Annotated in this window: 30 protein-coding genes and 1 pseudogene; 7 read left to right on the forward strand and 24 right to left on the reverse strand. The window is 56.6% G+C overall.

What is annotated here, in order from left to right:
* Nucleotides 1-128: 128 nt before the first annotated feature.
* Genes B3527_RS13460 through B3527_RS13470 form a run of 3 tightly spaced genes read right to left on the reverse strand, consistent with a single transcriptional unit; the run spans nucleotide 129 to nucleotide 2,629 of the window.
* A complete protein-coding gene (locus tag B3527_RS13460) occupies nucleotides 129-1,760 on the reverse strand; it encodes a sensor histidine kinase (protein WP_290488453.1) in 1,632 nt (543 codons plus the stop codon).
* A gap of 49 nt (nucleotides 1,761-1,809) precedes the next feature.
* On the reverse strand, nucleotides 1,810-2,406 hold the full coding sequence (locus B3527_RS13465) for a sigma-70 family RNA polymerase sigma factor (protein WP_206991638.1): 597 nt from the start codon (nucleotides 2,404-2,406) through the stop codon (nucleotides 1,810-1,812).
* Between the two features lie 10 nt (nucleotides 2,407-2,416).
* Nucleotides 2,417-2,629, reverse strand: a complete 213-nt coding sequence (locus B3527_RS13470; protein ID WP_290480204.1) for a NepR family anti-sigma factor — start codon at nucleotides 2,627-2,629, stop codon at nucleotides 2,417-2,419.
* Between the two features lie 142 nt (nucleotides 2,630-2,771).
* Here B3527_RS13470 and B3527_RS13475 point away from each other — a divergent pair, with 142 nt between their 5' ends.
* Complete coding sequence (locus B3527_RS13475) at nucleotides 2,772-3,566, forward strand: response regulator (protein WP_206993295.1); 795 nt, start codon at nucleotides 2,772-2,774, stop codon at nucleotides 3,564-3,566.
* Nucleotides 3,567-3,645: 79 nt separating this feature from the next.
* Here B3527_RS13475 and B3527_RS13480 read toward each other — a convergent pair whose 3' ends face one another.
* Both B3527_RS13480 and B3527_RS13485 read right to left on the reverse strand, forming a co-directional pair.
* A complete protein-coding gene (locus B3527_RS13480) occupies nucleotides 3,646-3,810 on the reverse strand; it encodes a hypothetical protein (RefSeq protein ID WP_290480206.1) in 165 nt (54 codons plus the stop codon).
* A gap of 37 nt (nucleotides 3,811-3,847) precedes the next feature.
* Nucleotides 3,848-4,663 carry a Crp/Fnr family transcriptional regulator gene (locus tag B3527_RS13485; protein ID WP_290480427.1) on the reverse strand — a complete coding sequence of 272 codons (816 nt, stop codon included), beginning with the start codon at nucleotides 4,661-4,663 and terminating at the stop codon, nucleotides 3,848-3,850.
* Nucleotides 4,664-4,779: 116 nt separating this feature from the next.
* Between B3527_RS13485 and B3527_RS13490 the strand changes: the two genes are divergently transcribed.
* From B3527_RS13490 to B3527_RS13500, 3 genes are read left to right on the forward strand one after another with little or no spacing between them, the layout of a single operon-like run.
* Nucleotides 4,780-5,079 carry a DUF883 family protein gene (locus B3527_RS13490; protein ID WP_290480207.1) on the forward strand — a complete coding sequence of 100 codons (300 nt, stop codon included), beginning with the start codon at nucleotides 4,780-4,782 and terminating at the stop codon, nucleotides 5,077-5,079.
* Nucleotides 5,080-5,082: 3 nt separating this feature from the next.
* On the forward strand, nucleotides 5,083-5,481 hold the full coding sequence (locus B3527_RS13495; RefSeq protein ID WP_290480208.1) for a hypothetical protein: 399 nt from the start codon (nucleotides 5,083-5,085) through the stop codon (nucleotides 5,479-5,481).
* Nucleotides 5,482-5,528: 47 nt separating this feature from the next.
* Nucleotides 5,529-6,176 carry a hypothetical protein gene (locus B3527_RS13500; RefSeq protein WP_290480209.1) on the forward strand — a complete coding sequence of 216 codons (648 nt, stop codon included), beginning with the start codon at nucleotides 5,529-5,531 and terminating at the stop codon, nucleotides 6,174-6,176.
* A gap of 6 nt (nucleotides 6,177-6,182) precedes the next feature.
* On the opposite strand, the gene B3527_RS13505 is transcribed toward B3527_RS13500, so the two are convergent.
* The 6 genes from B3527_RS13505 to B3527_RS13525 form a co-directional block, all read right to left on the reverse strand.
* Nucleotides 6,183-6,788: an RNA polymerase sigma factor gene (locus tag B3527_RS13505; protein ID WP_206991644.1), complete on the reverse strand. Its 606-nt coding sequence runs from the start codon at nucleotides 6,786-6,788 to the stop codon at nucleotides 6,183-6,185.
* Between the two features lie 13 nt (nucleotides 6,789-6,801).
* Nucleotides 6,802-6,996: a NepR family anti-sigma factor gene (locus B3527_RS16945; RefSeq protein WP_366008685.1), complete on the reverse strand. Its 195-nt coding sequence runs from the start codon at nucleotides 6,994-6,996 to the stop codon at nucleotides 6,802-6,804.
* Nucleotides 6,997-7,199: 203 nt separating this feature from the next.
* Nucleotides 7,200-8,078 carry a 3-hydroxybutyryl-CoA dehydrogenase gene (locus B3527_RS13510; RefSeq protein WP_290480210.1) on the reverse strand — a complete coding sequence of 293 codons (879 nt, stop codon included), beginning with the start codon at nucleotides 8,076-8,078 and terminating at the stop codon, nucleotides 7,200-7,202.
* A 170-nt stretch (nucleotides 8,079-8,248) separates the two neighbouring features.
* On the reverse strand, nucleotides 8,249-8,950 hold the full coding sequence (locus B3527_RS13515; RefSeq protein ID WP_290480211.1) for an SDR family oxidoreductase: 702 nt from the start codon (nucleotides 8,948-8,950) through the stop codon (nucleotides 8,249-8,251).
* Nucleotides 8,951-9,044: 94 nt separating this feature from the next.
* Nucleotides 9,045-9,974 (reverse strand): electron transfer flavoprotein subunit alpha/FixB family protein, encoded by a 930-nt coding sequence (locus B3527_RS13520; RefSeq protein ID WP_290480212.1) that lies wholly within the window; start codon nucleotides 9,972-9,974, stop codon nucleotides 9,045-9,047.
* Entirely contained in the window at nucleotides 9,974-10,720 is a 747-nt protein-coding gene (locus tag B3527_RS13525) for an electron transfer flavoprotein subunit beta/FixA family protein (protein ID WP_034814577.1), read from the reverse strand. The genes B3527_RS13520 and B3527_RS13525 overlap by 1 nt, the downstream gene beginning before the upstream one ends.
* A 253-nt stretch (nucleotides 10,721-10,973) precedes the next feature.
* On the opposite strand from B3527_RS13525, the gene B3527_RS13530 reads away from it, so the two are divergent.
* From B3527_RS13530 to B3527_RS13540, 3 genes are all read left to right on the forward strand, one after another.
* The gene (locus B3527_RS13530; protein WP_290480213.1) at nucleotides 10,974-11,732 is read left to right on the forward strand and encodes a YebC/PmpR family DNA-binding transcriptional regulator; all 759 of its coding nucleotides are present in this window, start codon (nucleotides 10,974-10,976) and stop codon (nucleotides 11,730-11,732) included.
* A 108-nt stretch (nucleotides 11,733-11,840) separates the two neighbouring features.
* Nucleotides 11,841-12,461 carry a hypothetical protein gene (locus B3527_RS13535; protein ID WP_290480214.1) on the forward strand — a complete coding sequence of 207 codons (621 nt, stop codon included), beginning with the start codon at nucleotides 11,841-11,843 and terminating at the stop codon, nucleotides 12,459-12,461.
* Between the two features lie 5 nt (nucleotides 12,462-12,466).
* Nucleotides 12,467-12,778, forward strand: coding sequence for a winged helix-turn-helix domain-containing protein (locus B3527_RS13540; RefSeq protein ID WP_206991651.1), 312 nt, complete (start codon nucleotides 12,467-12,469; stop codon nucleotides 12,776-12,778).
* Between the two features lie 3 nt (nucleotides 12,779-12,781).
* Here B3527_RS13540 and B3527_RS13545 read toward each other — a convergent pair whose 3' ends face one another.
* The 13 genes and pseudogenes from B3527_RS13545 to cmk all read right to left on the reverse strand — a co-directional run bounded on the left by B3527_RS13545 (nucleotide 12,782) and on the right by cmk (nucleotide 24,737).
* A complete protein-coding gene (locus B3527_RS13545; protein WP_290481403.1) occupies nucleotides 12,782-13,249 on the reverse strand; it encodes a GNAT family N-acetyltransferase in 468 nt (155 codons plus the stop codon).
* A gap of 50 nt (nucleotides 13,250-13,299) precedes the next feature.
* Nucleotides 13,300-14,706 (reverse strand): dihydrolipoyl dehydrogenase, encoded by a 1,407-nt coding sequence (lpdA, locus tag B3527_RS13550; protein ID WP_290480215.1) that lies wholly within the window; start codon nucleotides 14,704-14,706, stop codon nucleotides 13,300-13,302.
* Between the two features lie 97 nt (nucleotides 14,707-14,803).
* Entirely contained in the window at nucleotides 14,804-15,172 is a 369-nt protein-coding gene (locus B3527_RS13555) for a hypothetical protein (protein WP_290480216.1), read from the reverse strand.
* Nucleotides 15,173-15,250: 78 nt separating this feature from the next.
* Nucleotides 15,251-15,877 (reverse strand): hypothetical protein, encoded by a 627-nt coding sequence (locus B3527_RS13560; protein ID WP_290480217.1) that lies wholly within the window; start codon nucleotides 15,875-15,877, stop codon nucleotides 15,251-15,253.
* Nucleotides 15,878-15,936: 59 nt separating this feature from the next.
* Nucleotides 15,937-17,604 carry a serine protease gene (locus B3527_RS13565; RefSeq protein ID WP_290480218.1) on the reverse strand — a complete coding sequence of 556 codons (1,668 nt, stop codon included), beginning with the start codon at nucleotides 17,602-17,604 and terminating at the stop codon, nucleotides 15,937-15,939.
* 73 nt (nucleotides 17,605-17,677) lie between these two features.
* Nucleotides 17,678-18,493 carry a ferredoxin--NADP reductase gene (locus B3527_RS13570; protein WP_206991657.1) on the reverse strand — a complete coding sequence of 272 codons (816 nt, stop codon included), beginning with the start codon at nucleotides 18,491-18,493 and terminating at the stop codon, nucleotides 17,678-17,680.
* 116 nt (nucleotides 18,494-18,609) lie between these two features.
* Entirely contained in the window at nucleotides 18,610-19,128 is a 519-nt protein-coding gene (locus B3527_RS13575; RefSeq protein ID WP_206991658.1) for a rhodanese-like domain-containing protein, read from the reverse strand.
* Nucleotides 19,129-19,226: 98 nt separating this feature from the next.
* A complete protein-coding gene (locus B3527_RS13580; RefSeq protein ID WP_290480219.1) occupies nucleotides 19,227-20,129 on the reverse strand; it encodes a tyrosine recombinase XerC in 903 nt (300 codons plus the stop codon).
* A 56-nt stretch (nucleotides 20,130-20,185) separates the two neighbouring features.
* Nucleotides 20,186-20,896 carry an SDR family NAD(P)-dependent oxidoreductase gene (locus tag B3527_RS13585; RefSeq protein WP_290480220.1) on the reverse strand — a complete coding sequence of 237 codons (711 nt, stop codon included), beginning with the start codon at nucleotides 20,894-20,896 and terminating at the stop codon, nucleotides 20,186-20,188.
* 144 nt (nucleotides 20,897-21,040) lie between these two features.
* Entirely contained in the window at nucleotides 21,041-21,448 is a 408-nt protein-coding gene (gene mscL, locus B3527_RS13590) for a large conductance mechanosensitive channel protein MscL (RefSeq protein WP_290480221.1), read from the reverse strand.
* A 104-nt stretch (nucleotides 21,449-21,552) separates the two neighbouring features.
* On the reverse strand, nucleotides 21,553-21,852 hold the full coding sequence (ihfB, locus tag B3527_RS13595) for an integration host factor subunit beta (RefSeq protein WP_034814550.1): 300 nt from the start codon (nucleotides 21,850-21,852) through the stop codon (nucleotides 21,553-21,555).
* Between the two features lie 420 nt (nucleotides 21,853-22,272).
* A pseudogene (gene rpsA / locus B3527_RS13600) lies at nucleotides 22,273-23,952 on the reverse strand (30S ribosomal protein S1); the annotation flags it as partial.
* A 146-nt stretch (nucleotides 23,953-24,098) separates the two neighbouring features.
* Entirely contained in the window at nucleotides 24,099-24,737 is a 639-nt protein-coding gene (gene cmk, locus B3527_RS13605; RefSeq protein ID WP_290480222.1) for a (d)CMP kinase, read from the reverse strand.
* Nucleotides 24,738-24,756: the final 19 nt, after the last annotated feature.

Genomic DNA, 24,756 nt, shown 5'->3' on the forward strand with positions numbered 1-24,756 from the left:
GATTGGCGTTGAATGTCTATCCGGGGGTGTACTGCGTTGACCATAAACAACCTACGCATCCAAGCGATGCGAGTTCCGCGCTGTTCTGCATGCTAACACGCGGGGCGGACTAAATGCTGCTCTTCTACCTAAATATCCATGACAAGCTTATGCGAGCAGCCCAGTCCTGGTCGCGCTTCGGTCGTGAATTCCGCAGACAATTGTCGTGCAAAAGCGACCATGAGCTTGGAACCCAGTCCGGAGTCCTCATCCGCTGAGTCATAGCCGAGACCTGTGTCCCTGATCTCAAGAATGACCTTCTCGGCCGCCAACGAAAGGTGCACTGCAACTTCGCCGCCGTCTTCTTCAAAAGCATACTTCATCGCGTTGGTGACTGCCTCGACGATGAACAACGCCATCGGAATGGCATCGTCGGCATCCCGCTGAATCTCGGCATAAGACTGGACGAGGTTTATGCCCGCCTCTGACATGCCCAATGCATCCGAAAGGTGATTGAGAAGTCCGGTAAGGAAGGGTCGCATATCGACGGTTTCCAGACGCTCATTCTGGTACAATGTCTGGTGTACAATCGCCAACGCATCGATACGGTGGCGCGTCGCCGCAATTGCATCCCGGGCCTGTGGGTCTTTTAATTGTCGACCCTGCAAGTTCAGGAAGCTTGTAACAATCTGGAGATTGTTCTTCACGCGATGGTGAATCTCTTTCACGGCCGCATCGCGCGTGGAGATAGCCTCTTTGAGATCCTGGTCTCGGTGGTCGATATCTTTCGCCATGACCTCCATCGCGGTCGCCAGATTGCGAATCTCCGAGGGGGCATCGACAAAAGAATTACCCGCTTTGAATTGATACCGCCCCGCGCCATAGATACGAACTGTGCGGGTCAAGCGAGAGATCCACCTCAGCACCAATCCATCAATCGCCATCCAAGCCGCCAGCAGTGTTACTGCGAACGCAAGTAAGGGTAGCCCGAACGAAGTCGCGGGCCGCAAAAAGAAATCATTCCACAAACCGTAGGAGGGCCGCGCGATCACTGCGAATATGTTGGAATCGCCGACAGGTCGCAGCACAACATCAGTGGAACCGCCACCGCTCTGCTCTGCCCGGAACAATTGGGCGGCACGAGTTTCCTTCACCTGCTCAATCCATTCGGACGGGATCGGCCCAATAATGGGATCTCCAAACACCCTGCCCGTCTCATCCGCGATGGAAAGGGAAACGTAATCGGGCAGATAGCCGGCCTGAACAAGATTGGCGAGCTCAATTGCACTCAATGCAAATGTGTGGATGCCCACAAAATTTCCGGCTTCGTCCTCGACGCGTTTATTGAGCGCAAAGAGCCACTCGTCACTTGCGGATCCAAAGAATGCGTCACTCCGAGCAAAGGAGTCTCCTCCGGCCCGTAATCTGTCATGCAGAACCTGATTGTCACGACTGAGTGTGGGTGTACCTACACTGGCGCAGACAACTTCACTGTCCTTGTCAAACGCCACGACATTGGTGAGCGACGGCAGATATTCAGACAATTCGTTGTAGACACCGCTACACTCGCCCGCCGTCAATCGCGGTTCATATAGCGAGAGCAATAGCTCTGCTTGCTGTAGCGACTGGTTCACACCATCAATGGCTGCGCCCGCAACGACGACAAGGTTTTGAGCTTGGCTTTCCCGAATATCTCGGGCGTCGATATAGGCCTTGAACGCAGACAGCAGGAGAACTGGTGTCAGCGCAGCTGCCAGCGTCAAAACGAGCTTATTACGCAAAGGCGCCGCGTTTGCGCCCTTGCTCTCCCCCTGGTCTAGCCCACCTTGGTTACCCGACACCGGCAATATCATCTGCCTGCCGCATGATGTCATTGAAGGCGTCTTCCGCCCTCATTTCGGAGTCGTCGCTGAATCCCGCCCCATTTGATTCCAGAATCTCGACGACGGCTTTCCTGGCACGAGACACCCGGCTTTTGATCGTTCCGACAGCCACTCCGCAAATCTCCGCAGCTTCCTCATAGGGCAAGCCGCCCGCACCCACCAGAATGAGGGCCTCACGTTGATCAATTGGCAACCTGCCGAGGGCATTGCGCATGGCGAGCAGGTCGAGCGTGTCGGATGGGTTACTGTTAGACACCAGCGTTGCTTCGGCAACTTCAGGATCAAGTGGGGTGCGGCGCCAAGACCGGCGTTTTTCTGAATAGAAAACATTTCGGAGAATCGTGAAGGCCCACGCCTTCATATTCGTGCCGGCCTGAAAGGATTGTCGCGCATTCCACGCTTTCAGCATTGCATCCTGTGCAAGGTCGTCTGCAAGCGTTGCATCTCCGCACAAGCTGCGCGCGAAAGCCCGCAAATGTGGGATTAGCGCAGCAAGTTCGCGTTTGAATTCAGGATCGCTGAGTTTTTCCGTATTGTCTGTCATGGAAGCCCCCTCAGGATTTGTCTGAGGTGGAAGATGGCCGAGCCCTATCGGCCTCTTCGAGAAGCCGCAGGAACTCATCGGGCACATCTTCTTGCGCTACTTCGTCATACACGCGGCGCAATTGTTCACCAATGCGCTGCGTCCGCCTCTTACTGCCGAGGTCGGATTTGACGGAGTTTTTGCGTCCGTTCTTTTCCATTCCGTCCAAACTATCCTGATTCACGATCTGATACCTAACTATATGAGTCTGATAGTTAAACAATCCGGCACCATATAAGTTCCACACTAATGCAGTATTTTGCACTAGTGTGGAACCGAAGCAGCTTTCACGAATTGTTAATGCGGTCCCAGAAGAGAGGTTCCCAATGAGTTTGGTACAATCGTTTGCCCCCCATCTGCCATTCTTGCGCCGGTACGCCCGGGCGCTAACAGGCAGTCAAGACAGCGGAGACGCGTATATTCGCGCGTCACTTCAAGCGCTCGTCGAAAATCCTGAAGTTGTCGACAATGTGGAGGATTCTCGTCTTTCGCTTTACCGCTTTTTCCACGTCATCTGGGGCACGACAGGCGCCCAGCTTGAAGGAAAAGATAGCAACAAAGGCGATCCTGCAGACAAGCGACTGCAGTCACTTGCACCCATCCAGCGGCAAGCTTTCCTGCTGACAGCCCTTGAGGGATTTTCTGCTTCGGACGCAGCTTACATCCTCGGAATTTCTGAAAAAGAGCAGCGTGTTCTCGAACAAGATGCTCAAAGAGAAATTGAAGGCGAGCTCGCTACGAAAGTTCTCATAATTGAGGATGAGCCTATTATTGCTGCAGATCTTGAAAGTCTGGTCGAAGACCTCGGCCATACAGTCACCGGTATCGCAACCACGCATCGCGAAGCGCTCTCTCTCTTCGGCGCGAATCCGCCAGGACTGGTTCTCTGTGACATCCAACTTGCAGATGGCTCGTCCGGCATTGATGCCGCCCACGACATTTTGGCCGATCATGACGTGCCGATCATTTTCATCACGGCCTTCCCCGAACGCCTGCTGACTGGTGAGCGCCCGGAGCCGACCTACCTGATTCCAAAGCCCTTCCAGGAAAATACTGTGAAGGCAGCGATCGGCCAGGCGTTGTTCTTCCATCCCGCCAACGAAAAGCGGGTGGACGCCTAAACTTCTGATGTCGCGGATTCAAAAGGCCGCCCGTACATAATGATGTACGGGCGGCCTTTGTTCTTGAATTCGAGATATGTCAGACGCTGGCAGGCGCGAACATGCCGGTAAATGCCAGCACCAACAACATGCCGACAAGAGCGACGACGATACCTATCCCCAAAACGCTCAACAAGCCCGTCCGGCGACGACCCTGACGTGCCTCAGTTGTAGAAAACTCTTCTTGATGGGTTGTGTCTGGCATAAGTTATTCCAATCCTGTTTGAGTGTTATCCCCTGAATCAATTGTCATTGCGGGGAATGCGATGGTGATTTGTGTGAGACGAGATAGCGCCGTTTGACAAAGGCGAATGCGAACTACCGTTCAGGTTGGCTCGCGCTACGAAATCGAGTTTACGAACATGGAGATAGTCAGTGTCGAATTGGGACAAACTCTCCATACGCCTTCTATCGAGAATGGTGACCTGGCCGCGGGACTCATCGATAAGGCCCGATCGGCGTAAAGCTGACATCGTCCTCGACACATGAACCGGGGTCAGGCCGAGCGCATCTGCCAGATCCGTGCGTGTCAAAGGCATGGGTAGGTGATCTTCTGCTCCACCGACCGCAGCTCTCAATCTTCTTTGAAGCTCAAGTAATAGGTGTGCGATACGCTCCTTGGCAGACCTGCGACCGACGCGGACAATCTGTTCACGCAGGATAGATTCTTCCTGCACCGCTGCCCACCAGAATGCTGCGGCGACATCGGCATCGCTGCGCAACACATTCATGAATTGATCCGCTGCAACCGTCGCCACGACAGTGCGCGTTATGGCGGTCACTGAGTGGTCTGCCTTCACACCCGCAATGACTTGCATATCGAACACATCACCAGGCAACATGAAGTTGACGATCTGGCGACGACCATCATCAAGAGAACGGTGTCGAATTGCCCAGCCTTCTTTCACGATAAACATCTTTGCGGGGGTTTCCCCCACACGGATGATGTCATCGCCGGATTGAAATGCGCGGGTTTGAAAATCGATTTGATCGAATTTGGACCACGCATCATCTCTTAGTGAGGCATATTGGGAAATTCTGTTTCTAAATACGTCCATGCGGTTCAAACGAATGTACTTGTGCAAGGTTCCATCGCAGAAAACTGCTGGCACCCGATGGAACGAAAGTTTCGATCGATCGTTGTATTGGCGCACACGAAATCAGGAGATTTAACGTGAACACCAAGACAGCCACCACACTCAAAGCTGAAACCGAGGGCGATTACGCTGCGCTCAAGGATGACATTGCCATGCTTCGCGGCGACCTGAAAAGCGTAATGGAAGACGTCCGGGGCCTTGCGAAGGTAAAGGCGCAAGCCGGAGTCGAAAAAGGCAAGGAAATGGCCGAGAAAGCTTCCGGCCAGTTCAAGGAAACCCGCGACGATGTTGAAACGGAAATTCGCAAGAATCCGCTAGCCGCTGTCGGAATCGCGTTCGGGGCCGGACTCATTCTCGCGATGATGAGGGGCAAATAATTCATGGACGCGACAAAGCTTAGGCTGTTCGCGGCTGTCGCCGGAATCGTATGTGGTTTCGGCGGCATGTTTGCTTTGTCTGTAGCCGGAATATTGGCGCTGGCATCTGTCATCGGATTGACGGCGGCCTGCTTCACAGTGGCCGCCATCCTTGTGGCAATTGCTGCCCTTATGCTGTATATATTCTTGCTACCCTATCGGAAATCATCAGAAGAGATCGATGATTTGGAAGAGTCCACGGCCAATGCATTGGCAGACCTTCCGTTCGACACCCTGAAATCCCTGGTCCAGAAATATCCGGTCTCTGTAACCGCGGGCGCGATGTTGCTCGGATACACGCTTGTACGTGACCCCAAGACGGCGACACGTAACGCCCAGAGGCTTCTACTCGGTTTGCTTTAGCGGCGCCAATTACAGACAAATCATGCCTGAACACCTATATTGTTAGCATGAGATCGTTTCTGCTTGTTGCCTCAGCGGTTGGTGCCGGATTGGCTTTTGGCCGCAGATACCTCGAACGCGGGGTTTCTGCCCAGAAGAACAAGGTGATCGAGACAGCAGCCGTGGAAACACGTCGTCAGATCAAGCGCCATGCAGATGATTTTCTCAAAAAGAGCTTTCGGTCATTCGCAATCGCGACGACTATCAAACTGCTTATCCTCGCGACGCTTTGGGGACTTTTCCATGGCGGTGTTATTGAGCGGCCTTACTTTATCTGGGGTGTGACAGGGATTCTCGCCGCGTTTCTTGTTCGTGATATCTGGGTAACGTGGCCCTTTGTTCGGCTTGGGATAGTAGAACTTTCTCGCTATGGCTGGCACCCCAAGCGCGCGCTCGGTGAGGTCGTCGCCGGGCATGTATTTCAGCAAGTCCTGACGGAAGCCCAATCTGCTCCGTCCACTCGCTCTTCGAAAGTCATGCTGGTGCTTGCGGGTCAATCCCGCGAAGGGATCGAACATGATATTGCAACCTCTGTCGCCGCCATCGCTCGAGATACGTCCTGGTCTGATCTGCGACCATTTCTTGTGTCCGCTGCCATCAAGACGGCCGCATTGATGATCATTTATTCGGTGAGCGTTTTCCTGCTCATGGCCTGATACCAATCAGGCAGCCTCGGCCATAAGCTCTTCGGCATGTATCACCAACTGATGTAATGTGGACTGCTCAGCAAACCCGGGCGTGTCATTGGAAATTGCCGGAACAATTCCATTCAGCTCATCCATCAGAACTGCGCGCGCCCGACTTACCCGGCTTTTGATTGTTCCAGGCGAGCAGTCCATGATCGCACCCGCTTCCTCATAAGTGAGGCCGGCCGCCAGAACCAGAATGACTGCATCCCTTTGTTTGATCGGCAGGGAGTAGATTGCCTGGACAGCCTGCGACGCTTCGCTCAGCATTTCAGCTGACGTGTTATCAATAAGAGCCTCTTCGAGAAATCCGCTTTCAACATCAACATTGCGCCAAGCGCGACGGCTGTGCTGGAGATATTCATTTCGAACAATACGCAGGATCCACGGTCTCATCTTTGCGGTTCGATCGAAAGATTCCGCCGCCGCCCAAGCTTTCAGGCATGCAGACTGAACGATGTCGTCGGCCAGCGTCGCATCATGGCAAAGGCTACGCGCGAATGCGCGCATTTGAGGTAACAATGCCTCCAGCTCATCGACAAAGGACCAGTCTGGGCTGGGATTTTCTCCGGTATCGGTCATGCCGTCACGTATCCTATCGCTTTAGCGAGGTCTCCACCTCTCTCATGGCGCCAAGAAGTTCTCGAAATCGGTAGGGAAGAGGCTCTGTCACCACGGCCGCGTACTCGGCCCGTAGGTGAGCTTCGAACCGCCGGCTCCCTCCCATCGCCTTGGCCGTGAAAGCGAATATTCTTCTGCGTTCGGGACGACGGGCGCTCATGCGCACCATTTATCCGTTCGCCAAAATAACAAATCATGAATTCGTTCCCACCATACGATCTGTCTTGACTTCATACAGAAGTAAATCAGTGGTGGGTTAACGAATCTAAAATTACTATTGGTTGAAATACAGTCAATTGCCCGCCACCTCTGCGGAACGGCACGCTTCAGACGACAGCCCCTTTCTATAGAAAGAGATGCGGGGGAATGATTCTATCTCGTTGGAACAGGCTCGGGCCCGGAATAGTCGTAGAATCCCTTGCCGGCTTTCTTCCCAACCCAGCCTGCTTCAACATATTTCACGAGCAATGGACACGGTCTGTATTTGGTGTCGGCAAGACCATCATGCAAAACTTGCATGATCGACAGACATGTATCGAGCCCGATGAAGTCGGCAAGCGTCAAAGGCCCCATCGGATGATTTGCGCCCAGGCGCATCGCCGTATCAATGCTTTCAACCGTGCCAACACCCTCGTAAAGAGCGTAGACGGCCTCATTGATCATAGGCACAAGGATCCGGTTGACGATAAAGGCCGGGTAGTCCTCGGCATTCGTGGTCGTCTTCTCTAGGCGCCCTGCAAACTCGATGGCGGTTTCATAGGTTTCCTGATCCGTTGCGAGTCCACGGATCACTTCAACCAGCTTCATCAGCGGAACGGGATTCATGAAGTGCAGCCCGATAAACCGTTCGGGACGGTCGGTGACGGATGCAAGCCGTGTGATCGAAATGGACGACGTATTCGTCGCCAGAAATGTGCTCGTAGGCACGATTTCGCAGAGTGAACGAAAGATCTGTTCCTTGATTTCCCGGCGCTCTGTGGCGGCCTCAATAACAAGGTTGGCGGCCTCATGGTCCTTCAAGACAGTTGTCGGCTTAATGCGCCCGAGCGCAGTATCCATATCGCCCTGATTGTATTGTCCCCGCCCAACCTGGCGGGCCATATTACGTTCAATCGCTTTCATGCCTTTGGCGAGAGACTCTTCGGAAATATCGCTGAGAACGACGTCGTATCCGGCTAGCGCGCTGACATGGGCGATACCATTCCCCATCTGGCCCGCGCCAATCACGCCAATTGTCTTCAGGTCTGCCATAAGTCTCGTCCAGATCGTCGTAAAAGAGAGATGTCATATCCTGTTTGTGCAGTGCGTCAAACACAAGTCTGGGATGCAGTCGCCGCGGGTATATCCGCAATCCTGCAAGATGGTCCCGCCCGCAGACGGTCCGACAACACCGAAGCGGGAAACTCAGGATCGATCCCGCGCTACGCGGTGTAAATCATCCTGCGCCTCATGCCGCCGTCCACTGTCAGCACCTGCCCCGTCACAAAGCCGGCACCAGACAGGTAGACCACCGCATCCACGATATCTTCGACTTCCCCCGCTCGACCGACTGGATGCTGCGCGTGTGCCTCACCAGACAGCACGTCACCAGTTGAATTGATCCAGCCGGGCGCAATTGCGTTGGCCCTGACATCCGGCCCGAGACCGATGGCCAGCGCATGCGTCAGGCCAATGATTCCGCCCTTAGCCGCCGCATACCCATAGGTGTCCGGCTCCGACTGATAGGCTCGGGTCGATGTCATATTGACGATACTGCCCTTGGCAGCGCGCAAATAAGGCATGCATTCTCGCGCCATCAGGAAACTGCCGTTCAGGTGCGGTGCGATCCAGCTATTCCAGTCATTGAGACTCATCTCCTCCAGAGGACCGGCGACCGGGTCGGCTGGCCCGCCATTGTTCACGAGCAGGTCAAGCTGTTCGAACCCTGCTTCTGCGACCGCGGCGCGAATACTCTCTTCGGATGACAGGTCACACCAAATCGGCTGAATCCCGACTTTCGGGAGCGAGGCAAGACCATCATGATCGATATCCAGCGCAGCGACGCGCCAATCTTCATTGGCAAAATGCACGGCAATTGCACGGCCGATACCCGACGCTGCACCTGTTACGATGGCTGTTCGCATGAAATCTCCTGATCATGGCTTAGCTCGCTCTATACAAAACAACCCGCAACTCCCCTAAGGAGTTGCGGGTTGAATTCAGTCAGGGCTGAAAAGCTTACAGCGCCTCGGTCAGTTCCGGGACGGCATTGAAGAGGTCTGCAACCAGGCCATAATCGGCGACCTGGAAAATCGGAGCCTCTTCGTCCTTGTTGATCGCGACAATGATCTTGGAGTCCTTCATACCAGCAAGGTGCTGGATGGCCCCGGAGATGCCGACAGCAACATACAGTTCAGGCGCAACGATTTTGCCGGTCTGGCCCACCTGATAATCATTCGGGGCGTAGCCCGCATCGACAGCGGCGCGCGAAGCGCCAACAGCTGCTTCCAGCTTGTCAGCCAGCGGCACGATTAGGCGATCGAATTCTTCTTTCGAGCCCAGCGCGCGGCCACCAGACACGACGCGTTTCGCGCCAGCCAGTTCCGGACGGTCGGATTTGACCATCTGCTCCGACACGAATTCGGATTTGAATGGTCCTGCAGGTGCATCAGCTGCTTCGACCGAAGCCGAACCATCTTCACCAGCAGCTTCGAACGCTGTGCCACGAACCGTGATGACTTTCTTCGCATCGGAAGACTTCACCGTCAGGATGGCGTTACCGGCATAGATCGGACGCTCGAACGTGTCGGTGTCGATGACATCCGTGATATCCGACAGCTGCATGACGTCCAGCTTGGCCGCGATACGCGGAGCCATGTTCTTGCCCGTCGTCGTAGCCGGGATGAAAACGGCGTCATAGCCGGACATCATTGGAACAACGAGGGCTTCCATGGCTTCCGCCAGTTGCTTGGCAACCGAGGCGCCATCCACGTGAACGACCTTGCGGACACCGGAAACCTTGGCTGCAGCAGCTGCCACGTCGCCTGCGCCTTCGCCAGCCACCAGGATGTCTACGTCGCCGCCAAACTTTGCAGCTGCGGTAACAACTTTGTGGGTCGCGTCGTTCAGGGACGCATTGTCGTGTTCAGCAATAACCAGAACAGCCATTAGATCGCTCCTGCTGATTTGAGTTTCGAAACAAGCGTCGCAACGTCTTCGACCTTTTCACCCGCCTCGCGCACAGGCGGCTCAGTCACTTTCACAACTGACAGGCGCGGCGAGATGTCGACGCCATAATCGCCGGGAGCTTTCTCATCGATTGGCTTCTTCTTCGCCTTCATGATGTTTGGCAGAGACGCGTAGCGCGGCTCGTTAAGGCGCAAATCGACGGTGACAATTGCCGGTGTGGCCAGTTTCACGGTCTGCAGGCCGCCATCGACTTCGCGGGTCACGGTCAGGGCGTCGCCGTCCTTCTCGATCTTGTAAGCGAATGTGCCTTGTGGCCAGTCCAGCAACGCTGCCAGCATCTGGCCGGTCTGGTTGGAATCATCGTCAATTGCCTGCTTACCGAGGAGCACCAGGTCCGGGCTCTCTTCTGCAACAACTTTTGCAAGGATTTTCGCAACAGCCAGCGGTTCGACGGTTTCGTCCGTATTGATCAAGATGCCGCGGTCGCCGCCCATGGCCAGCGCCGTGCGAATGGTTTCCTGAGCCTGTTTCGGACCGATGGACACGATCACAACTTCGGTCGCCGTGCCGGCTTCCTTCATGCGAACTGCTTCTTCGACAGAAATCTCGTCAAATGGGTTCATCGACATTTTGACGTTTGCGAGATCGACACCCGTCTGATCGGGCTTCACCCGAACTTTGACGTTATAGTCGATGACGCGTTTGACCGGTACCAGGACCTTCATACAACCGCTCCAGACATAGTTGGAATTAAACTCGTGTGGGGTGTGCCTAACGCCCGCGCAGAAAAGACGCAAGGTTGACGTTGACGTAAGTGTCAATTTGGCGCGGAAAATTTTGCAAAGCTCGCGCCGGTGTGCTGCAGAAATGCAATTCCCTGCCCCAGATAGCCCGTAGCACACGGGGAGCTTGGCCGTTTTGCAAACCTGCGCTAAACGCCTCCCTTCTCCTGATCAGACCAAATTCGAAGAGGGCGCCATGGCAGGCCATAGTAAATGGGCAAATATCCAGCACCGCAAAGGCGCACAGGACAAGAAGCGCGCCGTACTCTTCGCGCGCCTGTCCAAAGAAATCACGATTGCATCCAAGATGGGCGGGCCAGATCCGGATGGAAATCCGCGCCTACGACTCGCTATCCAGAACGCGAAGGGCCAGTCCGTCCCCAAGGACAATATCCAGCGCGCCATCGACAAGGGCCAGGGAGGCGGCGGCGAAGACTATGTGGACATCCGCTATGAAGGCTTCGGGCCCGGCGGTGTTGGCGTAATCGTCGAGGCGTCAACGGACAACAAGAACCGTACGGCGACCGATGTGCGCACAGCCTTTTCGAAGAATGGCGGCAATCTCGGCGAAACGGGCTCTGTCTCGTTCAGTTTCGATCAGGTTGGCGAGATCGAGTATCCTGCGAGCGTGGGCACCGAAGACGAAGTCATGGAAGCGGCGATCCTTGCGGGCGCTCAGGACGTGGAGTCAGACGACGAAAGCCACTGGATCTACACGGCTCGCGAAGACCTCCAGACCGTAGCCGACGCGCTGACTGAACATTTCGGCGCTGATGTCGAAGCCAAATCGACAAAATTGATCTGGAAGCCGCAGAACAACATCCCGGTCGACGGCGACGCCGCCGACACGTTGATGAAGCTGCTGGACGTGCTCGACGAACTGGATGACGTGCAGAATGTCTACGACAATTCCGAACTGTCCGACGCCGAAATGGCGCGCCTCGCCGAGGGCTGAGTCAACCTTCTGACCAAATTCAAAGTTCCGTTTGGCAGCCAGTTGGATTGCTTGACATTTTCCGATATGAATATACTTTGTTTTTCAAAGTTATTTGTGGAGACGAAAATGAGCCCTCAATCCCTCACCGATGATCTTGCCTATGTGCGCGATCTGGCAGAAGCCGGACAGAAGGCGCCGCTCCTCGGCGGACGCTTCCTGATCTTGTGGGGCGCGCTGACCACACTGGCCTATCTCGGTCACTACGCCATCGCGACGGGCATGTGGGGTCTTTCGCCCATGGCGTTCGCGTTCCTCTGGATCGGCTATGTCGTCCTCGGCATGGGCGGCATGTTCATCATGCAGGCAGGCTTCTCTGCCCACAAGCCGGGCGCCGCCTCAGTGGGAAATCAGGTTTCTCGCATCGTTTGGCAGGCGGCAGGCTATTTTCTTGGCGCCTACTTCATGGGAGCCTTCATTTCGGCCCTGTTGGGCCAAGGTACCGCCGCCTTCATGTGGTCAGTCCCAATGGTGATCGGGCTCTATGGCCTGGCCCAATACGTATCCGGCGTGATGGCACAAAACCGCATCCTCTCTCTTAGCGGCAGTGCCGCCATGGCCAGCACATTGCCAGCGGTGCTCCTCATGCAGACGCCTTACATCGTGCTTCTCGGATCAGCCGTAGCGGCGCTCTGTGTCCTGTTACCCGGCCTTCTATTGATGCGGAACGAACCCTCGGAAACAGTGTAACGCCAATGCCCGAGAAAAACCCCTTCGATCACAACGACATCGACGATGTCATCCATGGGCGTCTCCGCCTCGGCATCATGGCTTACCTTTCCAGTGTCAGTCCCGCCATTTTCGGAGAGCTGCGCGACAAGGTCGGGGCGACAGATGGAAACCTGTCCACGCATTTGCGTAAACTGGAAGAGGCCGGATATGTCGAACTGGAAAAGCGCTTCGTTGGCCGCCGGCCCCAGACACGTATCCACTTGACTGAGCCGGGCCGAAAAGCCTGGATGGTCTGGCTGGACCGGATGCAGTCGCTGATGCGGGCAGCAGAATAAGGGTCAGGGTCCGATCAGGCGAATCTGTTCATTGCCGGCTTCGCCGGTCCGGGCAAAATCCTTCCAGCCCAGCGCCTCATAGGCCTTCCGCGCCGGCGAATTTTGCGCATCGACATCAAGCAGTAGCGGCTCTCCCATCACGTCTCGCCCGACATGCAACAGGCCGCGACCAACGCCGCACAGGCGCCAATCAGGCGCCACAAAGAGATGATCTACATAGCCGGAATCGGGACGCAGCGTCAGGAAGCCGACCACGCCCGCCTGCGGCTCCTCTGCGACCCAGGCCCGCGCCGTCGGCAGGGAGTTGAACAATTGCCTCAGATAGGGTGCCGCCGGACCGCGCCACGGAAACTCTCTCAGGCAATCACGAAACAATTGATAGCACGGGCGATAGTCCCGGCGTTCAAAGTCACGGATATGCCAGCCTGCTCCGGTATGTGTGTACATGTGAAAAGAGTGGGCCCGATGCATGATCAGGTCCACTCTTTATCTCAGACGCATTTCGGCAAATTGCCGAATGCCTACATTTGCATCGTCCAGCCTTCGATACCCATCGCCGCCTGACGGACCGCTTCTGACAGGGTGGGGTGAGCATGACAGGTACGGGCAATATCTTCCGAGGCCGCACCGAATTCCATGGCGACGCAGATCTCGGCAATAAGTTCGCCAACGCCCACACCAACCATATGAACCCCGAGGATTCTGTCGGTCTTCTTGTCGGCCAGCATTTTTACGAACCCGTCTGTTTCGTGGTTTGTGCGGGCGCGCGAATTGGCCATGAAGGGGAATTTGCTTTTCACATATTCCACGCCGGCTTCTTTCAGCTGCTCTTCCGTTTGACCGACCCATGCCATTTCCGGCTTGGTGTAGACCACGCTTGGCACGAGGTCGTAATTCACATGACCTGCCTTGCCAGCGATCAATTCAGCAACAGCCGTGCCGTCGTCCTCAGCCTTGTGCGCCAGCATCGGCCCGTGAATGCAATCGCCCACAGCCCAGACGCCGTCAGCGACCTTGAAGTGACCATCGGTCACTTGCACGACGCCGCGCTTGTCTGTCTTGCCGCCAACCGCTTCGAGGCCAAGGCCTTCCGTATACGGCTTGCGACCAATCGCAACGATTACGACATCGGCGTCAAGCACTTCAGTTTCACCGCCCGCAGCCGGCTCCATGCTCAGCTTCAGTTTGGATTTGAGTTTCTCGACGCCGGTCACTTTCATGCCGAGACGGAAATTCAGTCCCTGCTTCTTGAAGATCTTCTGGGCTTCCTTGGCGACATCCGCATCGGCGCCCGGCATGACGCGATCAAGATACTCCACCACAGTCACTTCCGAGCCGAGACGTGCCCAGACCGATCCCATTTCGAGACCGATCACACCGGCCCCGATCAGGACGAGACGTTTTGGAATCGAGGTCAGCGACAGCGCACCGACATTTGTCACGACGCGTTCTTCATCGATCTCAATGCCTGGAAGGTTGGCTGGCTCAGAGCCCGTCGCGATCACGATGTTCTTCGTGTTCAGGGTCTGGGTCTTGCCATCGAGTCCTTTGACTTCGACTTTCCCTTTGCCAAGGATCTTGCCGCGGCCCTTGATGTAATCGACCTTGTTCTTCTTGAAGAGAAATTCGATACCCTTGGTCAGACCGTCAACCGCTTCGGTTTTCTGAGCCATCATCTGGTCGAGATCAATTTCCAGCTTGCCGGTCTTGATGCCCATGCCTTCAAATTCGTTCTGCGCTGTTGCGTAGAGTTCCGAAGCATGCAGAAGCGCCTTGGAGGGGATACACCCGACGTTCAGGCAAGTGCCGCCCAGCACACCGCGATCTTCGATACACACGGTCTTCAGGCCGAGCTGTCCGGCACGAATTGCGCAATTGTAGCCGCCGGGGCCGCCACCGATAATGACGACGTCGTATGTCTCAGCCATGGGGAAATCTGCCTTGCTTAGAGGGCCCAATAGGATTGAGCCGCCAAACTAGGCATTTTGCTTCTGAAATCAATGCGGCAGGGTCTGCTAGTTTGGATTAGCTGCGTTTCGTTACGACAAGGCCTGCGAAAAGCACCCAAAACACACCGGTGATAACGACTTCATCCGTCCAGAGGATCGGATCAGCGCCTGACAATACCATCAGACCCGCTAGCAGCGTGAATACGAGGATTCCTCCCAGTGCGACCCAGCGTCCAAAACCTTTTCCAGCCATGATAGCGAGCCCGCCGAGCAGAATGAGCCCAGTTGCGACCAGTCGCACCAAGCTTGTAGGCGGTTGCATAAGCGCGTCCGACAGGCCACTGCCCCGATTAACCAGCATGTTGACGGTTGCTGCGCCGCCCCAGAACAGCCATCCCCCCAGCAGCGCCAGAACTAGTCCAATGATACGCCTTCCGCTCATCATGTTTGATCCTCATCCCTTTTATTGGAGAAGGTACGGGCATGACGGCACGACAGCAAATGCTATCTGGCTTTGGAACGCTCAGACGGCGCGGCGACGACGCGCATTCATCTTGCGGCCATGGGCGGCAAAGCTCGCGCGCTGACGAGCAATCGCAGCAGGCACAATGGCCGGCCGGACCGGCTTTGCCGGAACCGACCGCTTGCGCTGATCCGGCAAGGGCTCACTGACAAGCACCGGCTGGGAAAGGACCAATGGAGCCACTTGCTCAGCGGATTCCGCCTTGCGCTGTGTCCGCAATCGCAATTCCCACACGGCGAGCATCAGAAGCACCGCACCAGCGCATGCTCCCGCAATGGCGCCTTCGGCTGCGCTGGGATCATTCCACCAACCGGGCTCGAACGTCACGAGATAAAGACACGGGATTCCCGCGACGACGCCCATAAAATACCACAGCACACCGCCCGGGCGACGCGCGGCAATCATTGCAGCCGAGCAATAGAAACACAGCGCCGCGAGCAGATAAGGCCCACCATGAGCAATGCCGAGCTGGCGCCAGTCCACGCTCTCCAAACCGGACGCGATATCATCCTGCACCACCCAGCTGAGCGCCATCATGATTGAGGGCCACCGCACAGCCGTCAGCGCGCCGAAAGCAAAGGCGATCGCATATACTGTCAGCAGGATGGCAATGAGGCGGCGGAGCATCCCTCTCGCGTAACACGGCTACGGTAACTACCCGCTGAACGCGATGTTGCGAATTTGATCTATCTCGGGTCGTCGGACGGCTCGTCATTTCCTGTCCCGCAGATCCGCGAGTCGATGCAATAGTTCAGCACGCCCATGGCCAGCTTCGGTTCCGGCGGGGCCGTCTCGGAGCGTACCTCGGGCTCAGCTTCGGCCACTTCGCCCGCCTCCGCAGCAGCAATGCGGAACAGCCCACGCACCGTTTGCTGTTGGCGCAATGCAGTCCGCACCAGACGGGTAATGTAATCGACCGGAGCATCAATCTGTTGAAAGCCCTGCTGGGGTGAAACCGGCAAGCGCGCATCTTCCGGCACGACCATGGCGATCATGGATTGAGGGCCCAGCGGCGGCCCGGCCTGCAGGCCCGGTTCGCCAAAGATATCCTTTGCCAGGAATACGGTTTCGCCCGCCTCACGCACTGGCCAGCGTCCCGCTGCTTCAACCGGGTTCGGATAGAGCTGTGTCAGCACTTCATCGGCATTGTAATCGAACAGGACCAGCTTTCCCCGGACGGGCAAGGTCACTTTCAGGTCGACCATTTGGCCGTTCTCGACGACCGACACTTGCTGGCCTGCCGCATTCACCAACGTGACCGGCATATCTTTGACGATCGTATCGAAATCCTGCTGCACGCTCGAAACAAGGTCAGGTACGCCGCGCGTGGGCGGTGGAACCTGTGCATACTGAACGAAATTCGCATCCGGCACATAGGTGCGAATCCAATCCGCATACGCAGATACCCGCGTATAAGCGCCGGGGCTCTCCTGCCGTCCGCACCCGACACCCCAGCTGACAACGCCGATCTGGTAGGGACAACCATTCTTGTCGTATTTCACCAGTGGACCGCCACTGTCGCCCTGACAGGCATCTTGGCCGCCTTGCTCCAGCCCGGCGCAGACGAGCGTCTTATCCACGATCAGCGACTGGTAATCCGCCGGATAGCCTTCCAGCATGGAGGCCTTGCGAAGACGCGCCTGACACACCGATGCTGCCACGGTTGGGGCCGAAGTTTCCTGCAAGACGAGGCTCGGCGCTGCGAGTGCAAAATTGCGCGCATTCTGCCATTTGGTGCGTTGGCCCGGCTCCAGTTCCAACAGATTACCAAACCCGGCCACCCAAGCCTCCTCACCCGCCTTGGACAATCTGTCCGTCGTCGCATCTGTCGACAGGGTCGCAAGTGGTCCCTCCCATGGCGTGTCGAGTTTCATGAGCGCGATGTCCGCACCCTTGTAGATGTCTTCGGCGCCCGCATAAGCCGGGTGCGTGACAACCTTCGTTACGAATGCAGCTTGTGACCCTTCCGGGGTGCGCCCGAGATCGCCGGTGCCAAGCTGGACCCGAATGGCTGCGATCTTCCGCTCCGGCCCACCATCTCCTGCATCCTCGAAGGCGAAAACGCGTCCGCTCTGTTCCGAAACCCTGAAGCCTTCGACGCAATGTGCGGCGGTCAGGATCCATTCTTTCGAAATCGCTGCCGCGCCACAGACATGAAAGGCGCCCCGTTGCGTGTTCAGCTGGATCGACGCGATACCAGGCCAGTTGGCAAGATGTGCGTTGACGCCGCCAACGACTTTGGCACCGGTGGGCGTATCCTCCACGCGACAGGCGCGATCCTGTGCAGACGCGCTGAAACCGGAAGAAATGGCGGCGGCCAAAAGGCCCACAGTCAATGTTGAAACTCTACGCATGTTGCTACGTCCTCCCATACAGGAAGATTAACCATGCCAGCGCAAAAGCGCCAATATACTTGTCGGGTCAGGCTTAGCCCGCAAAGGCCTTTTCGATGACGAATTCTGCTGGCGACGCGTTCGAACCCTCGGTCAAGCCCGCCTTGATCATCAAATCCTTCACATCCTGGATCATCTCCATGGAGCCACAAATCATGACGCGGTCGGTTTCCGGGTTCAGGGGCGGTACGCCAAGGTCCTCGAACAGTTTCCCACTGTCGATCAGATCAGTAATACGGCCCTTGTACTCATAGTCCTCGCGCGTGCAGCTTCCATAGCGACGCAGTTTGCCCTGAGCCAGTTCGCCAAGGAATTCATGATTCAGCGTCTCTTCCACGATTTCCTTGGAATAATCGAGTTCCGCGGCTTCACGGCAGGTATGGGTGACGATGACTTCGTCGAATTTCTCATACGTCTCCGGATCGCGCACGACACTGGCAAACGGCGCAAAGCCCGTGCCGGTGGAGAAACAATAAAGCCGCTTGCCCGGCACCAATGCATCATGCACCAGCGTACCGGTCGGCTTCTTGCCGAGCAGAACCTTGTCGCCCGGCTGAATCGCTTGCAAGCGAGACGTCAACGGGCCGTCAGCGACCTTGATCGAATAGAATTCGAGCTCCTCATCCCAGCTTGGGCTGGCAATGGAATATGCGCGAAGCAATGGACGGCCGTCATCTTTATAGAGCCCGATCATCACGAACTCGCCTGACCGGAATCGGAAAGTCGACGGCCGGGTCAAACGGAACCGGAACAGCCGGTCCGTATAGTGTTTCACCTCGAGGACGGTTTCCTCAGTCGGCGCGTTCGGGTTGACCTTCTTGGCGGCAACAGGCGTCGCATCTGCAGTCATATCAGGGCATCTCGCTCTTGCATTGTCTCGCGGCGTCACATGACGTCAGGCCGCACTGAATGCAATGCGTCAGATGAACAGTTGAGTTTTACTGAAGAGTTGGCGCTCTGGAAAGCCTAGAGCGGAGAGACCTCTCCTACCCAATGAATGGCGGGCTCCGCCAACGGGTAGGCTCCATCCAGTTCATATATATTCTCGTAGCCATAGCCGTAGAGATTGATGAAGGTCGGAACGTTCAACGCCAGCTCGATCCGCTTGACCGGAACAGGCGCAACATTGTCCGTGAAATTGTTGTTGCAATAAATCAGGATGCGCGTGTCTTTTGACGGGATCAGTTGTGCGAGCTTGTCATCGGTGAAGTCGGAGAAGTTCAGATGAGCAGCACCATCGATGTGTCCCAAGCGATAAGCTTCAGCGCTGCGCGTATCCAGGATAATCGTATCGCTATCGGCTTTCATTTCGTTGAACGTGTCGAGATCGACCAAACGCGAAGACCGGTAATCTGAGATTTCAGCTGAAAGGTCCACAAAGCCATCATAATCGACCTGGCTTTCCTGCGCCTGAGCCATTAGTCCGCATCCGATAAAAGCGGCCAGCGTGATGAGCCCGAGAATTGCGTTTCCTTTGACACCCATGGCGTCAATCCTTTCTGCGTACTTCTCCACAGTATCGCAGTAAGATTACCTTCAATTGAGGCGGGAATGGGTAATTTGAAAGAGTTTCCTAAGGCTATTCAGGCTCTTGGATGCGCGGCGGCATACACATCGCGCAAGCGCTCGGCGTCCACGCCTGTATAGACTTGAGTGGTGGAAAGCGACGCGTGGCCCAGCAAAGTCTGGATCGCACGGAGGTCTGCGCCAGCTGCCAGAAGGTGCGTCGCAAAGGCGTGGCGAAGCGCATGTGGCGTCGCAGTATCCGGCAAGCCGAGCACCGCGCGGAGCTTCTGCACCAACCCTTGAATCAGGCGTGGATTGAGCGCCCCGCCCTTCGCCCCCCGGAACAACGCATCGTTGCGACCCAGATTGTAGGGACAAAGACTTGCATAGGTATCAACGGCCTTCCGTACTACCGGAATCAGGGGCACGATCCTCACCTTGCCGCCTTTTCCGGCAATTCTCAGTCGCTCCGGCGCCGGAAGATCTCCGCCGGTCAGACTGAGGGCTTCAGAGATCCGCAGGCCCGCACCATAGAGCAGTGACAGTACCGCCGCGTCGCGTGCATTTATCCAGGCCTCGGAATCAGGGTCTGTCCCGGCTTCTTCAATCAGATCCTTCGCGGCCTCAATTGATACCGGCCGCGGCAGGCGCTGTGGACGCTTCGGACCCTGCAAATAGGCGATCTCCGCGTTTTCAATGTCATATGTGCGGCCCAGCCAGCGATACAGCGCCTTGATGGAGGAAAGAAGCCGCGCAATTGAGGCATCCGACAATCCGTCCCGGCGGCGCTGGGCGAGGAAGCTTCGCACGTCGCGAGCCTTGAGTTTGTCTAATCGGTGCGGCGTCGGGGCTTCGCCAAGATGTGTATTCAGGAACCCAAAAAAGCCGGCAAGATCGCTCTGATAAGCCTCAACCGTCTTGTCCGCCATACGGCGTTCGTCAGTCAGGTAGGCAGTAAAGGCGGCCAGGGTTTCCATCATGCCAGTCTGGCAGGTCGGTCTTAACTTTGCCTTGCCTCAGCGAATGTCGAAAACAATCAGGGCTGGATGAGTTTTCCCGCCCAATCGAACAGCTTGCCGGAATCATCTGGGGTCAGCGCGTCTACGACATCGAGCAAATGTCCGGCTGATTGCGCCGGTGAGAACAATTGCCCATCCGGCACATTGGCCTGGAACGGTTCAGACAAACCAGTCTCAACCGTGCCGGGATGGAGCCCGATACAAATCGACTCCTTGTTTGTCCGCCCACATTCGATGGCATAGTTTCGAACCAGCATGTTGAGCGCTGCTTTCGATGCGCGGTAGGCGTGCCAGCCGCCGAGATGGTTGTCGCCGATAGAACCGACCCGGGCTGACAGCGGCGCAAACACCCACCGACCGGACCGAGGCATGCGACCGAGCATGTGTTTGGCAATCAATGCTGGCGCAATCGTGTTGGCAGCGAAAATGCGTTCGAAACCATCCCGGCTCTGATGGCGATAGGATTTTTCAGGTTGGAGGCTCTTGCCCTCATGTAGGCGCCCGATGGCAACCATGCAGAGCCTGACGTCTCCTGCTGAAGCCACCTCTTGTGCGGCTGCTTCGACTGCGGATTCATCCAATGCGTCGGCTTTCAGACGCGTTGCCCCCGCAGGGGCATCGCCGGAGCGGGAAACCCCAAAAACAGTTCGATAGACCCCACGCGTCAACAGGGCGTCCACCAGGGCGCGGCCTACACCGCCCGACGATCCAAATATGACTGCATTCATGCCAATCGATCTAGGACGAAGTGATGTGCGGGCAAAAAAGAAGGGCGGCCAAACAGGCCGCCCCTCAATACTCTACCAGTTACTCTACTATCCATGAAGGTACACGAACTGTGCTTAACCCTTCATGAATATGTTGACGCACGCCTAGCTTTGCTTGGCCAGCAGGTTGCGAATTTCTTCCAGCAGCACTTCCTGGCGCGGCGGCGCAGCGGGCGCAGCTTCTTCCTTTTTCTTCATGTTGTTCATGCCCTTGATGATCATGAACATGACAAATGCCACGATGATGAAGGAGATGATCGCGGCGATGAAATTGCCCAGTTCGACGACTGCGGCTTCCTTCACCACTTCACCAGCGGCATTCATTTCAGCTGGCGTAACCGTGTAAGCGATGGAGGCGAGGTCGATGCCGCCCATGATCGGTGCGAGCAGGGGCAGGAACACGCCCTGGATGAAAGCGGTTACAACGGTTGCGAACGCCCCGCCCATTACGAAGCCGACAGCCATGTCGACCAGATTGCCCTTCAAGGCGAACTCTTTGAATTCCTTCAGCATCCCTTTGCCCCTTTTTGCTAGGATATTCCAATAACAGCGCGAATTAGGCCGCAGATTTGCCAATAGCGTCAAGTCGTCACACTCAGTGGAATAACAGTCGCTGCCTAGCGGGCTTCAGGGTCTTCGCCGCCATTCACACGCGCGCGCAGCTCCTTGCCAGCCTTGAAGAAAGGCACTGATTTCGCCGGAACTTCAACAGATTCCCCAGTGCGCGGGTTTCGACCTTTGCGCGCATCCCGGTGGCGAACAGAGAACGCCCCAAATCCGCGCAACTCAACACGATCACCACGCGAGAGAGCAGATCCGATCTCTTCCAGAATGACATTGACCACACGCTCCAAGTCTTCCTGGCGCAGGTGACTGTATTCAACAGCGAGTTTTGCAATCAATTCGGACTTCAGCATGTCTTTGATATTACACGCATTTGCGGCGGGAGCGCTAGGCCCCCGCCGCAAACATTTCATCAATTTTAGAATACTGATCCGGAGACCGGATCAGCCGCCTCAGGCGTTGGCCAGTTCTTCCGACTGGGCCTTCCACTCAGCGCCTTTGCCGGACGTACCAACTTCCTCTTCGAGGGTAGCCAGTTGAGCATCCGTCAGCGCAGCAATCTGCCAGAAGTGGTAGATACCAGCTTCGTTCAGCTTCTTCTCGAACGCCGGACCGACGCCCTTGATCTGCTTCAGATCGTCAGCATCGCCCTGAGGACCGGACAGGCGGCCGCTCTCGTCCAGCGCAGACGCGTCAGCCGTGGCCACGCCGTCCGTGCTCGGCGGGGTCGGGGTGACCTTTTCCGAGGTTTCCTTGGACGTTCCGGACGAAGCCAGCGCTGCACCGAGGATATCGCCGAGCGACGCACCGGCATCTGCCGATCCGTACTGTGCAACGGCTTCTGCCTCTTCGGCGATTTCGAGGGCCTTGATGGACAGGGAAACACGGCGGGACGAACGGTCCACCGACATCACTTTTGCGTCGATCTTGTCGCCAACAGCAAAGCGTTCAGGACGCTGGTCTGCACGATCACGAGACAGATCGGAGCGACGGATGAAGGATTTCATCGCCGGGGAGCCGAACTCGATTTCGATACCGCCCGAGGTGATCTCGGTGACAGTACAGGTGACAATCGTGCCGCGCTTCACGCCGGAACCGCCATCTGCAGGTGCTTCGATCGGATCGCCGGACAGTTGTTTGATGCCGAGCGAGATGCGCTCTTTATCAACATCAACGTCCAGGACTTTCGCCTTGACCATGTCACCCTTGTTGAAGGCTTCAATGGCTTGCTCGCCGGACTTGTCCCAGGCAATGTCGTTGATGTGCACCATACCGTCGAGGTCCGGGCCGAGGCCAACGAACAGACCGAATTCCGTGATGCCACGAACTTCGCCTTCGATTTCCGTACCGATCGGATGCTCTGCGAGGAATGCGGTCCATGGGTTGTCCATGGTCTGCTTCAGGCCGAGCGAGATGCGGCGCTTCTCGGAATCGACGTCCAGAACTTCCACGTCGACTTCCTGAGAGGTCGAGAGGATTTTGCCCGGATGGACGTTTTTCTTTGTCCAGCTCATTTCGGAGACGTGGATCAGGCCTTCGACACCATCTTCCAGCTCCACGAAGGCGCCGTAATCGGTGATGTTGGTAACCTGGCCCTTGAGGCGTGCACCAACCGGATAACGGATGTCGATGCCATCCCACGGGTCGGAACCAAGCTGCTTCATGCCGAGCGAGATACGCTGGGTGTCAGGGTTGATCTTGATGATCTGGATTTCGACTTCCTGACCAACTTCCACAACCTGCGACGGATGATTGATCCGCTTCCAGCTCATGTCGGTGACGTGCAGGAGGCCGTCGATACCACCCAGGTCAACGAACGCACCATAATCGGTGATGTTCTTGACGATACCCTTGCGGACGTCGCCCTCTGCCATGTCGGAAACGATCTCTGCGCGCTGTTCGGCACGGCTCTCTTCGAGGATTGCGCGACGCGAGACAACAATGTTGCCGCGAGCACGGTCCAGCTTGAGGATCTGGAATGGCTGGATTTCGCCCATCAGTGGGCCAACGTCGCGAACCGGGCGGATGTCCACCTGGCTACCAGGAAGGAAGGCGTTCACACCGCCAAGGTCGACCGTGAAGCCACCTTTGACGCGGCCGGAAATAGCACCTTTGACGGGCTCTTCGGCGTTGAAGCATTTTTCCAGTTTGATCCAGCGCTCTTCGCGGCGGGCCTTGTCACGGGACAGGACAGCGTCGCCAAGGGCGTTTTCGATGCGATCAAGGTAGACATCAACGATGTCGCCAGCTTCCGGCTCCTTGTCTTCCATCGAGAATTCTTTGACCGGGATGCGGCCTTCGGTCTTCAGACCGATATCAACCAGCACGGCGTCATTGTCGATACGAATGACGGTGGCCGGAATGACCTGGCCTTCCTGCATTGCGCTGGCGGCCGTGGACGATTCAAACATTGCTGCGAAATCGTCGGTCGAGGGATTGAAGTTATCTGACATTTGGGTTCCTTCGGGCGGGTCGAACAGCTCAAGGCAGGCGTGCACTATTGCAGCCTGCTCAGAACGACCCGAGAGCGTGGTCTCTTGCATTTGAAGTGGTGCGGCCTGTTTGGATTTGAGGTCTCTCAAATATGAGAGCAGCCCCTTCAGGCGCGGTTTCCACGGGCCATCGCCGCCTCAACAGCCGCAATCGCCTTTTCCACTGCGGCTTCTATAGTCAGGTCGGTCGTATCTATCAAGACAGCATCTGCCGCCATTTCCGCCGGAGCGTCTTTGCGAGACTGGTCCCGTTGGTCGCGAACGCGCAATTGCTCGATCACCGTTTCAAGGGCGATGTCGCTTCCCTGCCCGCAAAGTTCCCTCCAGCGTCGCGCAGCGCGCACTTCCACACTGGCGTCTACCCAGAGCTTCGCATCCGCTTCCGGCGCGATAATCGTCCCGATATCCCGGCCATCGAGCAGGGCACCGAGCGGCTGGGTTGCAAAAGCCCTCTGCAGTTCGAAGAGCGCCTGGCGAACTTCCGGAATCGCCGCCACCACGCTTGCCGCCTTGCCGGCCTCAGCTGTGCGAAGGTCGGCCTCGTCGAAATCGGTAAGATCCAGGCTGCGGGCAACCGCTGCGACGCCATCCGCATCATCCAGCGAAACCCCGGCACGCATCGCGGCAATACCGGTCGCGCGGTATAGTCGCCCCGTATCCATATGCGGCAGGCCGTAATGGGCCGATAGCCGCTTCGCGATCGTGCCTTTGCCCGACGCCGTAGTTCCATCAATGGCGATAATCATGGGGGCGGGAAGTGAGCGA

The sequence above is a fragment of the Hyphomonas sp. UBA4505 genome, assembly GCF_002388685.1.
Lineage (GTDB): Bacteria > Pseudomonadota > Alphaproteobacteria > Caulobacterales > Hyphomonadaceae > Hyphomonas.